Source organism: Acinetobacter sp. I-MWF, from assembly GCF_025433935.1.
In the GTDB taxonomy this organism is placed as follows: domain Bacteria; phylum Pseudomonadota; class Gammaproteobacteria; order Pseudomonadales; family Moraxellaceae; genus Acinetobacter; species Acinetobacter guillouiae.
In genome coordinates this window covers 4,108,698-4,122,788 of the sequence record NZ_JAMBAR010000001.1, presented here as the reverse complement: position 1 = coordinate 4,122,788, position 14,091 = coordinate 4,108,698, and the positions used below count along the sequence as shown (strand labels likewise).

At 38.9% G+C, this 14,091-nt stretch carries 9 protein-coding genes; 5 read left to right on the top strand and 4 right to left on the bottom strand.

The genetic code is table 11. The features are described 5' to 3' along the window. Positions 1-139 precede the first annotated feature (139 nt). On the top strand, positions 140-2,545 hold the full coding sequence (locus M2R48_RS19095) for a hypothetical protein (protein ID WP_262087146.1): 2,406 nt from the start codon (positions 140-142) through the stop codon (positions 2,543-2,545). 80 nt (positions 2,546-2,625) lie between these two features. Here the strand turns inward: M2R48_RS19095 and aroE are convergent, their stop codons facing one another. Next, positions 2,626-3,414 carry a shikimate dehydrogenase gene (gene aroE, locus M2R48_RS19090; protein ID WP_262087145.1) on the bottom strand — a complete coding sequence of 263 codons (789 nt, stop codon included), beginning with the start codon at positions 3,412-3,414 and terminating at the stop codon, positions 2,626-2,628. 676 nt (positions 3,415-4,090) lie between these two features. Beyond that, positions 4,091-5,032, bottom strand: coding sequence for an oxygen-dependent coproporphyrinogen oxidase (gene hemF, locus M2R48_RS19085; RefSeq protein WP_262087144.1), 942 nt, complete (start codon positions 5,030-5,032; stop codon positions 4,091-4,093). A gap of 274 nt (positions 5,033-5,306) precedes the next feature. On the opposite strand from hemF, the gene hemN reads away from it, so the two are divergent. After that, positions 5,307-6,671, top strand: coding sequence for an oxygen-independent coproporphyrinogen III oxidase (gene hemN, locus M2R48_RS19080; protein WP_262087142.1), 1,365 nt, complete (start codon positions 5,307-5,309; stop codon positions 6,669-6,671). 210 nt (positions 6,672-6,881) lie between these two features. On the opposite strand, the gene M2R48_RS19075 is transcribed toward hemN, so the two are convergent. After that, positions 6,882-7,253: a DUF4844 domain-containing protein gene (locus M2R48_RS19075; RefSeq protein WP_262087538.1), complete on the bottom strand. Its 372-nt coding sequence runs from the start codon at positions 7,251-7,253 to the stop codon at positions 6,882-6,884. A 125-nt stretch (positions 7,254-7,378) separates the two neighbouring features. Next, on the bottom strand, positions 7,379-7,981 hold the full coding sequence (ribA, locus tag M2R48_RS19070; RefSeq protein WP_016539373.1) for a GTP cyclohydrolase II: 603 nt from the start codon (positions 7,979-7,981) through the stop codon (positions 7,379-7,381). A 315-nt stretch (positions 7,982-8,296) separates the two neighbouring features. Between ribA and dxs the strand changes: the two genes are divergently transcribed. The 3 genes from dxs to M2R48_RS19055 all read left to right on the top strand — a co-directional run bounded on the left by dxs (position 8,297) and on the right by M2R48_RS19055 (position 13,757). Next, positions 8,297-10,201, top strand: coding sequence for a 1-deoxy-D-xylulose-5-phosphate synthase (dxs, locus tag M2R48_RS19065; RefSeq protein WP_262087141.1), 1,905 nt, complete (start codon positions 8,297-8,299; stop codon positions 10,199-10,201). A gap of 130 nt (positions 10,202-10,331) precedes the next feature. After that, positions 10,332-11,162 (top strand): inositol monophosphatase family protein, encoded by an 831-nt coding sequence (locus tag M2R48_RS19060; RefSeq protein ID WP_004725624.1) that lies wholly within the window; start codon positions 10,332-10,334, stop codon positions 11,160-11,162. Between the two features lie 657 nt (positions 11,163-11,819). Beyond that, on the top strand, positions 11,820-13,757 hold the full coding sequence (locus tag M2R48_RS19055; protein WP_262087139.1) for a DEAD/DEAH box helicase: 1,938 nt from the start codon (positions 11,820-11,822) through the stop codon (positions 13,755-13,757). Positions 13,758-14,091 lie beyond the last annotated feature (334 nt).

Below are 14,091 nucleotides of genomic sequence, written 5' to 3'. Positions count from 1 at the left end.
AAAAATTGTCAGAAATGCGAATTTGGTAGAAAAAGCACATGTGAATTTGTTGATTTTTTGATAGTCTTGTACACTTTGTTTTTTATTGTTTCATTGTTATTTTTATTGTCATTATAATATTCAAGTGGGTAGATCTATCATGCATTTAAAAAAATTAACATTGTGTTTATTGGGTTTGAGTTTATCAGCATGTTCTACACATGTGATTAAAAGCAATGCTTTAAATGCAGATCAAGACGCTCCGCAACGTGCAATTCAAGGCTTTAATGCCTTGTATGAATATCCGAATTTTGATTACCGTGGACAAGTCAAGGTTCGACTTGATAGCGTTCAGAAAACCAACACAGCTGATACAAAGCAATTAGACCCTACAATTGAAAAAAAGGTCAATCAGTATCTGAAAGATCAAAAAATTAAGTTAACTGATGCACAAAAAAAAGACCTTTATCAAGCAATTGCTAAACAGGACTCAAACTCTTTTAGTCGCTTTGCTGGTATGGGGGCAGATATTGTACAAAATATAGTGAATGATTTACAGATTCGTTATGATGGAACAGTAAATTATCGTCAGAAAATGGCATCGTTTAACTTAGAGACACAGTATAAAAAACCCAACCTCTCTGTGGAAATGCGCGTTCCTACAGTATTGGATCTGAATAATTATAAATTTTATACCCATATTTTTTCTTTAATGCCTTATTTAGCCAATACACAAGATCAGAATAAATATGCCTATTATGATTTCTCTAAATACAAAGATGATATTGCCAAGGTAAATGGAAAAGCCTTGGTTGAGTTTCTTAAACAATCAGGCGCAACCTCTTATTTGATCGCTTCCCCGAATCAAATTGAAAGTCTTGCGGTGAGTTCAGCTGAGAAGCAAGCGGGTGTGGTTGAAAAAATCCGCTTAAATACCAGCATTGAAGAAATGTTTTTGCAAGGGCAATTGTATTCCACGGTGAATCGTGAATATTTCATGAATTCAGTGCTTGGATTGAGTCCTACAAATATTGCAAAACTCTTAGATACTACTGGAGAAAATCAATCAAGCGATGCTGCTAACGAAGCGGCACAAGCTGCAATGAAAGCAGTAGAAGAAGCCTCAGCGGGGATTAATACTGATGATGCGGGAGTGGCTGATGCCGCTAGCGCCATGTATCAACTTTATAGTGCAGTCAATCGTCAATCTCATGAAGCGTCTGAAGAAGAGGTGGACGCTGTTTATGCAAATGCACAAGACGCGGCTAAAAAAGCAGTTGAAGATGATGAAGACTATGCCACTAGCCAAGCTTCTGATGTTGCTGATCAGGAAGATGATAAGGTTGAAGCTGAGTCTGAAGACGCATCAGCAGAGCGTCAGAAAATTTTAACTGAACAACAATGTGAAGACTTAACAAAAGCAAAAGCTCATCCACGTTTTGGTGATGTGGAATATTGTCAGTATCATTATGAAATTGATGTTTTAAGTGCTGAAGCAAAGGATGATGCATCTTCAGCCAGTAAAGCTTTACAGCAGCAAAGTAATGCAGCGCTTGTCAAAACCTTTACAGGCTATGCGAAAGACCAGTTGGTTGATGCTCAACAATTTAAACAATTGTGGAATCAACATCATACTGAAGTTGAAGCCAGTTTGCCGCCTAAAAATAAACGTAATCCTTTAATCGTTGATCTGTCTTTAGATAACAAAGGCCGAGCGGTAAAAGCAGATTATGATTTGGGTGTGGATTTTGATAAATTAAATCGTAAACTGAATGTTAAGATGGATATGCAATTTCTTAATTATGGAAATGCCAGCAAGATCGACCAGAGTGTTTTACAGCAAGCCAAACCATTTAAAGATATCTTTAAAGGCAGCATTATGGAGCAAGCTGTAGGCGGTATTGCGGGTGTTTCAGGTGATACAGGTAGTCATTCAGAACAAAAGTACTTAACTTTAGATGAGCGGTTAGCGCAGTTGGCTGAACAAGTTTATACACAAACGGGTTCTTATGAAAAAACCTATAAAGCCGTATTTATTGCCAAACTGACTGCAGAAAAACCTGAGCTAATCAAACAATATTCTGCTCAAGATTTACAGGAAATTGCAGCGATTTATGCTTATTCTTATTCTGATGAAGAGATTTACAATCCGAAAGGTCAGGCTTTAAAGCAGATCCAAGCTTTACAGAAAAAGCATCATTTGGAAGATGACCACCAATATGATGATGGACTTGGAAATTCTGTTGATGAGATTGTAGCTAAAGTCTGGAAAGATAAACAAAGTGTTTTAGAAATTCAGAATTTAGTCAAGAAATACAAAACCACTGAAGCTGTTTTTGCGCAATATTATATGCAGAAGTTTGAAGCAGAAAATGAGATTGAAAAAGGGCAACGTGCTGACTTTATCAAAACAGCGAAGATTTTAGCCAAGTCTTATACTGCGTTTAAACGCAATAAATTTAACGATCAGGTTGTAGCTGGCTTGGATCAAGACGCGACTGAATTTATTGATTATGATTTATTTAAGCAAACTTATCAGATCTTGAGTGATGCCAAGTTAAAGTAATTGATCTTGGTTTGGTTAAAAAGAACCTCAATTGAGGTTCTTTTTTTATGGATTTTTTTTAAACAAAGATACATCCATGATTAAAGAAAATCTTTTAAATTTGGACGAACCCCATTCCAAATATAAAAGGCTTCGATGGCTTGCCCAACCAACATCCCGAAGCCTTCTGAGCTTGGAACCTGACGCGCTTTGGCTTGATCGATAAAACTTGAAGGTTTGCCATAGGCCATTTCATAAGCATGGTGAAAGGTTAAGGTTTCAGGAAGAATCAGTGCATCACCCGTTAAGCTTGCTGAAGTCGCATTGATAACAAGATCAAATTGCCCATCTAATTCATCTAGGCTACAAGCAGAAAGTTCTGCTTCAGGAACAGCGCTTTGTAAATCGGCCACCAATTGTTCCGCACGTGAACGGGTACGGTTGGCAATCACAATTTTTTTAGCCCCTGCTTTTACCAGAGGGTAAACCACGCCGCGAGTTGCACCACCCGCACCAATAATCAAAATATCTGTGTTTTCTAAAGTCCAGTCTAATGCTTTAATCGCATCGACTAAACCTTGTCCATCCGTATTATCACCATGCAATACGCCGTTTTCCATCCAAAGCGTATTGACCGCCTTGGCGATTTTTGCACGTTCTGTCAGTTGTTGGCATAAGGCAAAAGCTTGTTCTTTAAATGGCACAGTAACATTCATACCTACGCCATTGTGAGCAAAGAATTCAGTTACACTTGCAGCAAAGCCATCGAGTGGGGCAAGACGTTTTACATAGTTGAGATCAATACCAGTCTTTTCTGCAAAGGCATGGTGTAGTTCAGGTGAACGAGAGTGTTCAATCGGATTTCCAATGACTGCGAATAGTTTACTCATGCCAAATGTCCAAGTATTGATTGTGTTGATTTTTAGAGAATGTCGACAATATACGTGAAAATGGATGATACAACCAAACTATCTGCGGTTTAGCTTATGCTAAAATTTGAATAAATTGATGATTTAGAGCGCTTTTTTAATCACGCTAAAGCTGGTTTTTAAGAGGAAGGTTTTTTGAAAAAATGTTGTGCTTCAAAAAAGATACTTATGGATTGCAAACTGACTCTAAGAAGTCAAGGAAAATCATAGCAAAAACAACAAGAAAGCCAGCAGATAAAACAACACTAGAAGTAATTGAGATGCTGTCAGAGAGATGGTTGTTAGAGATAATGGTGGTTGAAATGGAGCATGCTAATAAAAATAAAATACTGAATGAAAGAGTAACCTTGTGATTTTCTAATAAATTCCTCATACCTACCTCTGGTTTCTACTGCTATAATATTCTTTAAACGCTAAGACTTTTTCAAAAAAATTAAGGAAATTTTAAGGTTGGTATCTTAGCTCAAGTTTGAGCATATATTAAATTAAAAAAGTATTCTTATCGTGAATTATTCTCATTTTAATTGTGAGTAAATCTTTCAAGCGTTATTTTCTCAGAAGTATTCATTGGTTTAAGTTAAAAAGCTATCTTGAATGAAAGATAGCTTTTTAACGATGAAACCTAAATGTCGAGAGATTATTTTAATATCGACAACCAGTCTTTAGGCTTTAAATAATGATCAGTGAGACGTTTTTCTGGACTATTTTCATCCCATTCTGGGCGATAAGACCAAGCTGCAAGCGGTGGCATGCTGACCAGAATAGATTCAATTCGACCACCAGTTTGTAAGCCAAATAAAGTCCCGCGATCATAAACCAAATTATATTCAACATAGCGACCACGACGATACAGTTGGAAGTCTCGTTGGGCTTGTGTAAATGATTTATCCTGATTTCTTTGGAAAATAGGCAAAATAGCATTTAAATAACCATTAGCGACCGCTTGGATATATTCAAAGCATTTTTCAAAATCCCATTGATTTAAATCATCAAAAAACAAACCCCCAATACCACGTTGTTCATCACGATGTTTTAAATAGAAATAATCATCACACCATTGTTTATGTTCCGCATAAATTTCTTCACCAAACGGTGCGCACAGATCAAATGCTGTTTGGTGCCAAGATAAAACGTCTTCATCATTCGGGTAAAAAGGCGTGAGGTCAAAACCACCACCAAACCACCAAATTGGTGCTTGTCCTTCAGGTTCTGCAACAAATAGCCGTACATTGGCGTGAGATGTTGGAACATTGGGATTTGTTGGATGAATGACCAAAGAAACACCCAAGGCTTGAGCTTTGGCTCCAGCAATTGCTGGATGTCGTTCTGTTGCTGAAGCTGGCAGTTTGGAAATGTTGATGTGAGAAAACATCACCCCGCCTTTTTCGATCACAGTACCATTCTGTAGAACACGTGAACGACCACCACCGCCTTCAGGGCGTTGCCAGTCATCAATTTCAAATGTTGCAGTGCCGTGGCCTAATTTTTCTTGTTGCTCTAGGGCAGAGCAGATTCGAGCTTGTAAATCTGTTAGGAAATCACGAACACGTTGAATATCTGCAGAAGTCGGGTTTTGCATGATCATCCTCAAAGGAGAATTGAAAAATTTTCTACATCAAAACATAAAATGCTAAAAAAACAAAACCAAGTCATCATAAAGGCATGTTTTGAACGTGACGTGAATGAATCGAATGAGACTAAAAAAATCTTTGGGTATCGCGGATACATGCTGCGCAATCCCGAGCAATTCACTAGGTTGAAATCTATGCTTAAGCTCAGCACAATGTATTGAAGGTAAATTCAATTTTTGGGTTTATTTCTTTTGAATGTAAATTGCGTATCGAGCAGTGAATATGAGTTGTTCTTTGATTCAAAAATACAATGTTGCTGGACCCCGTTATACCAGTTATCCAACGGTTCCATATTGGGAGGAGGCATCATTTTCGCTGCAACAATGGAAACAGACCTTAAAGCGCTCTTTTGATGAGTCTAATCACTCTGAAGGCATCAGTCTTTATATTCATTTACCATTTTGTGAAAGTCTATGTACATTTTGCGGATGCCATAAAAAAGTCACGAAACGGCATGATGTTGAACAACCCTATATTCAAGCCGTTTTAAAAGAATGGGACTTATATTGTCAGTTGTTAGCAGACAGACCCATCATTAAAGAAATCCATTTGGGTGGCGGGACACCAACATTTTTTTCAGTTGAGCATTTACAACAATTAATTCAAGGTATTTTAGCCAAAGCCAATATTGCGGATGGTTATGAATTTAGTTTTGAAGGGCATCCCAATAATACTACGCGAGATCATTTACAAGTCTTGTATGAGCTTGGTTTTCGCCGTGTCAGCTATGGGGTGCAAGACTATAATGAGACTGTTCAGAAAGCTATTCATCGTGTGCAACCTTTTGAAAATGTAGAAAGAGTGACGCAATGGGCAAGAGAGATTGGTTATACATCGATTTCACATGATCTGGTTTTTGGTTTGCCATTTCAAAATTTAGCAGATGTGTTGCATACCATTGATTTGACTAATACGTTAATGCCAGATCGCTTGGCTTTTTATAGTTATGCGCATGTGCCTTGGATTAAAGGCAACGGACAGCGTGGGTTTAAAGATCATGATGTACCTAAAGATGGGATGAAGCGAACCCTATATGAGGAAGGGAAAAAGCAACTTTTAGCGCATGGTTATCATGAGATTGGAATGGATCATTTTGCTTTAGATCGAGATGAGATGTATCAAGCATTTCATGCAGGTACTTTGCATCGTAATTTTATGGGTTATACCTCATCAAAAACACAAGTCATGATCGGATTGGGTCTATCTTCAATCAGTGATAGTTGGTATAGCTTTGCACAGAATGAGAAAAATTTAGATGCCTATTACACTTGTCTTGAAAATGATGAAATTCCTGTAGTAAAAGGGCATGTGTTAAGTGTCGAAGATTTAAAGATTCGTCAGCATATTTTGAATTTGATGTGCACCTTTCAAACCTCTTGGTCAGATCAGGCGATGGATTTTGCTGAGCGTGGTGATGTGATTCAACAGCTTGTTGAAATGCAGCATGATGGTTTATTGAACATTGAAGCGGATCGGATTGTGATCACGGAGCAAGGGAAGCCTTTTGTTCGAAATATTTGTATGGCGTTTGATTTGCATTTAAAGCGTAGAAAGCCTGAAACGCAAATTTTCTCGATGACGATTTGATTATATTTTACAAAATATTGTATTTAAAAATTTAGATGAAGAAGTGTAGATGATTCCTTTCTTTTCAGGGATGAAAAGAAACAAAAATCCTTTGTTGGGCAAAGGGGACTCCTGTCACCCTTGCCCAACGGCGACATCCCTGTCGCCATCCGCGATAGCAAAACCTTTCTTGATGTTTTATTTATAAAAATTAGTGAATTAATAGAGAGGTTATGGTTTTACTGATTTCTTTTGTTCAATTAACTTATTAATGACTTCACCATATACCCAAGTATTTAAAATACCATCTGAGCTTTCTAGGCCAATAATATCTAAAAATTTTTCATAGCTAACAGCAACTTGTTCTCTATCATCTGTATCTAGGCTGTATGGGTCAATTTGATTGATGCCATCAGCAAGAGTTTTAAGTAATTGTTTTTTAGAGGGCGGTGTATGACTCTCATAAAGTTTAATAAAAGCTTGACTTGTATCGGCTATATTTTGATTGAGTTTTTGCTTTAATTGAGGATTTTTGATTCCCGTATATAAAAAATTATCGGGCAAGAAATGGTCTTGTTGTTGAAACTGTCTTAATTGTTGAATGGTTGCAGATTGGGTTTTTGAATCAGATGCCTGACACTATGTGCTGAGTAAAAGGAGACTGATTGCAAATAAGGTTGAGCTTAATTTCATTAGTTCAGTCTCCTATTATTTAACTTAGTGATTATTTAAAAATCATCTTTCTCATACATATGTGACATACGATCATGTTTGGTTTTTAAATAATCTTCATTGAACTTATTTAAGCCCACTGTCAACGGTACACGGTCTAATACATCAATACCTAAATCTGTTAAAGCTTTTAATTTTAATGGATTGTTGGTAATTAGCCTGACTTGTTTAACCTGTAAATGATCGAGCATGATGCTACACATATCATATTTACGTGCATCAGCAGGTAGGTTTAACAATAAATTTGCATCAACGGTATCATGCCCTTGATCTTGCAAAGCATAAGCACGGATTTTATTGGTCAAACCAATACCACGACCTTCTTGGCGCAAATATAAAATCACACCTTGGCCTGCATCATTCATCATTTTCATGGTGTTGTGCAATTGAGGGCCACAGTCACATTTTAATGAACCAAAGGCATCGCCAGTTAAACATTCTGAATGAATACGAACTAAAACGGGGTTTGTAGGCGCGATTTCTAAACCCTTAGAAAGAGCAACATGCTCTTCACCTGTTTGTGGATCTTGAAATACAGAAATTTTAAAATCACCATAAGCAGTGGGTAATTTTGAAGTGGCAACAAACTCTATTGACACAGAATCTTCCATCTATTTGTTTAGAAATTGGCTAAAGTATAGCGTAATGCTTGGACATTGGTAGGTTTGTAAAGCATGTTTTTATAGATAACATTGCTATAAAAATTTCTTTTTTGTATAAAGCACACGATAATAGTTGATATATAGATAGATTATTCATGATAATTGACACCAAGAGCACACTTGCTGACTTGGAAGTTCCAATGACGCATCATTATAAATGTGGCTGATTGAATGTGATATCATTGGTTCTCACAATCATGCTAACCCGTTTACCTAGCTAGATTTGCCAGGCTTTAGAAGGCTTTGCCACATATGTTGTATACCGAAATACCTAGTCATCGTCCTGTTACGCCTTTGTTGAATGAAATTAATCATCCTCAACAATTACGTCAGTTTGAGCAAAGCCAATTGCCGCAGGTCGCAGACGAATTGCGTCAATTTATTTTGTATGCTGCTGGACAAAGTGGCGGGCATTTTGGTGCAAACCTTGGCGTTATAGAATTAACAGTTGCCTTACACTATTGTTTTGAAACACCACGAGATCGTTTAGTTTGGGATGTGGGCCATCAGGCGTATCCACATAAAGTCCTTACAGGACGCCGTGAGCAATTGATGACCATCCGTTCTAAAGATGGATTGGCGGCTTTTCCAGCACGGGATGAATCTGAATTTGACACTTTTGGTGTAGGACATTCATCGACTGCAATTTCTGCTGGCTTGGGTATGGTTTTGGCACGTCGTTATCAAAAAGACCCTTGTGAAGTTGTTGCCATCGTTGGTGATGGTGCGATGACTGCTGGAATGGCATTTGAAGCCATGAATGATGCAGTGGCGCATAATGCTGATTTGATGGTGGTGCTCAATGACAATGATATGTCGATTTCATGTAGCACGGGTGGTTTTGCAAAGCATTTAGCTGCAATTTGGGAACAAGGGCAATTCATCAATATTGATGAAGAAGGGCAAGCTTTTGTACAGGATTGCCCTGAATGGAACTACAACTCTCGTTTACATCAATCTGCGACTGATGCTGCGGATAATCTATTTAAAGCCATTGGTTTTGATTATTTTGGCCCATTTGATGGCCATGATGTGGAGCAATTGGTACAAGTCTTTAATGCGCTGAAAAAGCGTAAAGGGCCACGCCTGATCCATGTCTATACCGTGAAAGGTAAGGGTTTTGCACCTGCTGAAGCGGATCAAATTAAATATCATGCGATTGGCAAAATTAATGCATCAGCAACTAAAAATGTAGCGCCAAAATATTCAGATGTATTTGGGCAATGGCTTTGTGATGAAGCTGCACAAGACGACAGATTACTCGCAATTACGCCTGCCATGTGTGAAGGCTCAGGCATGGTACAGTTTGCTAAACAATTTCCAGAGCGTTACTTTGATGTTGCAATTGCAGAACAGCATGCCGTGACATTAGCTGCGGGTATGGCATGTGAAGGATTGAAGCCAGTTGTGGCGATTTATTCAACCTTCCTGCAACGCGGTTATGACCAATTGATTCATGATGTTGCTTTACAAAATCTTGATGTGACCTTTGGTATTGATCGTGCAGGTTTAGTCGGCGAAGATGGTCCTACGCATGCTGGTGCGTATGATTATGCTTATATGCGTACCGTACCCAATATGGTGATCATGGCGCCAAAAGACGAAAACGAATGTCGTCAAATGTTGCATACAGCATATCTATACAAAGGCCCAACTGCAGTCCGTTATCCACGCGGTAATGGTTTAGGTGTAGAAATTCAACAACAGTTGATTGAGCTGGAAATTGGTAAAGCTGAAGTATTGTTAGAACTCAATACTGAACACGAAGAAGGTATCACGATTTTGGCCTTTGGTAGTCGAGTTCAACCTGCGCTTGAATCAGCAAAACAACTGGCACCAAAGTTGGATATTGCAATTCGTGTGATCAATATGCGTTTTGTGAAACCATTGGATGAACAGATTATTCGTGATTTGGCAGACAAAACTCACTTATTTGTAACTGTTGAAGAACATGCTGTAATGGCGGGTGCTGGTAGTGCGGTAAATGAGTTCTTGGCACAGGCGCAAATTGTGAAGCCAATTTTAAACCTAGGTTTACCTGATGAATTCCTCGCACAAGCAAGCCATTCTGAAATGCTCCAAGACTGTGGTTTAGATGTAAAAGGTATTCAAAACTCGATTGAACAGGCTTGGTTAAAGCTGGTACAACACGTTTAACCTCATGTAAAAGTTAAAGTTGTAAAAATTTAGCAACAAAATTTCCCAAAAAGCGCCGATATTTGCTAAAATGTCGGCGCTTTTATGCATTATTCTTTATCAGTATCTTCAAATTTGTAGTGGGTGTTCAATGGAACCTATGGTGGTGATGGCTGCGCGTGCGGCTCAGTTAGTTGGTCAAGAGCTTTTAAAAGCGCATCAAAATCGTCATAAACTCGATCTACAAGTCGAAGAAAAAGGTATTGATGGTCCAGTAACTCGTGTAGATCGTTATATCGAGCAGTTGACTATTGATACGCTTCGTAAAAGTTATAAAAATCACAGCTTCCTTGGTGAAGAGTTTGGGCTACAAGAAGGTAAAGGTCACGATGCTGATTGGTGTTGGGTGATTGATCCTCTTGATGGTACTTTAAACTTTATCAATGCTTTCCCACATTTCTGTGTATCTATTGCAGTTCAACATAAAGGTGTAACTCAACACGGTGTTATCTATGACCCTGTGAAAGATGAGCTATTCTCTGCAAGCCGTGGTCGTGGCGCAATGTTGAATCAACGTCGTATTCGTGTGAATGTTAAAGACAGTCTTGAAAATACCTTTATGGGTGTAGGTCATGCTTACCGCGCTAAACGTAATGGTGAGATTGTTTCTTATGCGAAAAACCATTTTGAATCATTATTAAATGTAACTGAAGCTGGCGCACAATATCGTCGTGCGGGTTCTGCTGCATTAGACTTGGCTTATGTTGCAGCTGGTCGCTTAGATGGTTATTTTGAACTCGGTTTAAAACCTTGGGATATCGCAGCAGGCGAGCTTATGGTGAAAGAAGCGGGTGGTACTGTCGTTGATGCTCGTGGTGGTTCAGATTCTATGGAAAATGGTCAAGTGATTGCGTGTTCTATGAAAATGCTAAAACCATTGATGCAAGCTGTTGTTCCTGCTTGGGGTGAAGCTGCGAAGTAATTTATACTTGTGTAGATTGAGTTTTAAAAAGCCTTCATCTTTATGAGGGCTTTTTTATGGGTTGTGATTTAATGCGATACTATTAATACGGAATATAGTCGTTTAAACATTGGTGATTGCAAGACCTAGCGAATAGTACTGATATAAAAATAATACAACTTATTGGGGGAAGTTAAGATCACATATCATTGGCAAACCAATACGATTATTCTAAGCGAGTTTACCGTTGAGTGTTTAGGGGGAGCTGTAGCAGATATTCTTAAGGATGAAAGTTTAGCTGTAGATCAAGTTTTTTATTTAATTCCTGTAGATAATGAATGACTTAATACAATACAGGAAAAAACAATAAAACTTCGTGACATTATTATAAATTCTGCTATACTCTGCGCACGCACTAAATTTCGTTCATTACCTGAACATTTCTCTTCTATATTGTGTATGCGCGTCCGGTCCAAAGAGAGGACAATATTTCGCGCCCCACCCAATCGCTTAAGCGATTCCTTCAGGTTGCGGCTGTTATCAAATGTGCGTTATACGCATCGTCGTTCTCGGATCGCCGCTGATTCTATATTTTCAGCGATTATTGCTGTGCCGCTTTTTGCCGATGTCCATCAGACCATATATTAATGGAGCACCCACATTAGGGTGAATATCTCTATGAGCAAAACTTTTGCTGAATTTTCATTAGACGAGTCGCTACAGAAAGCACTCGAGAGTCTTGGTTTTACTACGCCGACTCCTGTTCAAGAACTATCTATTCCAGCGGCTTTAGAAGGAAAAGACCTTCTAGTATCAAGCCAAACTGGTTCTGGTAAAACAGCTGCATTCTTACTCCCTACGTTAAACGCTTTAGCTGGTCAAGATACTTTTGTACCATTTAAAGATCGTATGAAAGCAGTAACTCAACCAAATATCTTGGTGATTTCACCTACTCGTGAACTTGCACAACAAGTATGTCAAGATGCGATTGCATTTGTACGCCATATGAAAGGTGTACGTGTTGCAGCAATCATGGGTGGTATGCCTTTTGGTAAGCAAATCCAACAATTAAAAGGTGCACAAGTTGTTGTTGCGACTCCAGGTCGTTTACTTGATCTTGTAAACCGTCGTCAAATTAAACTTGATTTAGTTGATGCTTTAATCGTCGATGAAGCTGACCGTATGCTTGACTTAGGTTTCTCTGAAGACCTAGAAGCAATCAGCGATTTAGCTTTAAATCGTAAACAAACATTAATGTTCTCTGCAACATTTGCACCACGTATCATTAATCTTGCTGAACGCATGATGAACGAACCTGAACGTATTGCAATTGAAACAGGTCATTCAACAAATACTGATATTACCCAAACTTTACATTGGACTGATGGCTTTGAGCATAAGAAAAAATTGCTTACGCATTGGTTAAATGAAGAAGACGTAGATCAAGCAGTTGTATTTGCTTCAACTCAAGAAGATACAGATATGCTTGCTGAAGAGCTTGCAGAAGCTGGTCTTTCAGTTGTTGCGCTTCATGGTGCTATGCCACAAACTGTACGTAACCGTCGTTTACGCAGTATCCGTGAAGGTCGTGCAAAAATTCTTGTTGCTACAGACGTAGCTGCTCGTGGTCTTGATGTACCAACAATCTCTCACGTAATTAACTTCGGTCTTCCAATGAAGAATGAAGATTATGTGCATCGTATTGGTCGTACAGGTCGTGCGGGTCGTACTGGTAAAGCAATCACTTTAGCAACTTACCGTGAACGCGGTAAAATCCGTGCTTTAGAAGATTATTTAGAAGCGCGTTTAAGTGTTTCTGAAATCGAAGGTCTAGAGCCATCTCCACCTCCAGCTCGCGGTAGTCGTGATGGTGGCGGTCGTGGTCGTAGTAACGGTGGCGGTCGTCGTGAAGGCGGTCGTGGCGGTTTCGGCGGTGGTCGTCGTTTTGAAGGTGAATCAAACTTCAAACGTCGTGAAGGCGGTGATGATCGTCCACGTCGTAGCTTCGATGACAAACCACGTGGTGATCGTCCATCTTATGGTGATGATCGTCCTAAGCGTGATTTTGGTGATCGTCCACCACGCCGTGAAGGTGGTTTCGGTGATCGTCCACAACGTTCATTCGGTGGCGAAGATCGTCCTAAGCGTGATTTTGGTGATCGTCCACCACGTCGTGAAGGCGGCTTCGGTGACCGTCCACAACGTTCATTCGGTGGTGAAGATCGTCCTAAGCGTGATTTCAACTCTGATCGTCCACGTCGTGAAGGCGGTTTTAACGATAAACCTCGTTTTAACTCGAATGATGACAACCGTGGTAACAGCGTAGATTACAAACCACGTCGTGAAGGCAGTTTTGCTGATCGTCCTAAGCGTGATTTTGGTGATCGTCCACCACGTCGTGAAGGTGGTTTCGGTGACCGTCCACAACGTTCTTTCGGTGATGATCGTCCTAAGCGTTCATTCGGTGGTGAAGACCGTCCGAAGCGTGAATTTAATTCAGATCGTCCTAAACGTGCGTTTGGCGGTGATGATCGTCCTAAGCGTGAATTTGGTGGTGAAGATCGTCCAAAACGTGAATTCAATGCAGACCGTCCGCGTCGCAAATTCAACGATTAATTAGATATTTTTAATAAAAAACCAGCCTTCAGGCTGGTTTTTTATTGCAAGTTGAAAAGTATTTGGTAGAATAAAGTGTGACATAGTTCAATTTATTTAATAAAACAGTTAGACTTAACTTATGAAAAATTGAATCTAATAAAGTTGATGATTTCTTTGAGGTAATTATGTTATATATGTTCTCACTTTTATTAATCTCAAATGTTGGGTACTTTTTTTATAGCCTGCTTTTTAGATAATCTATTTGCTCATTAAATAAAATTTAAAAGTAAAAAACTAAAAAATAGCCCAACAAACATTGTTTATAAAGATGAATATTCTTTATGATTTTTTA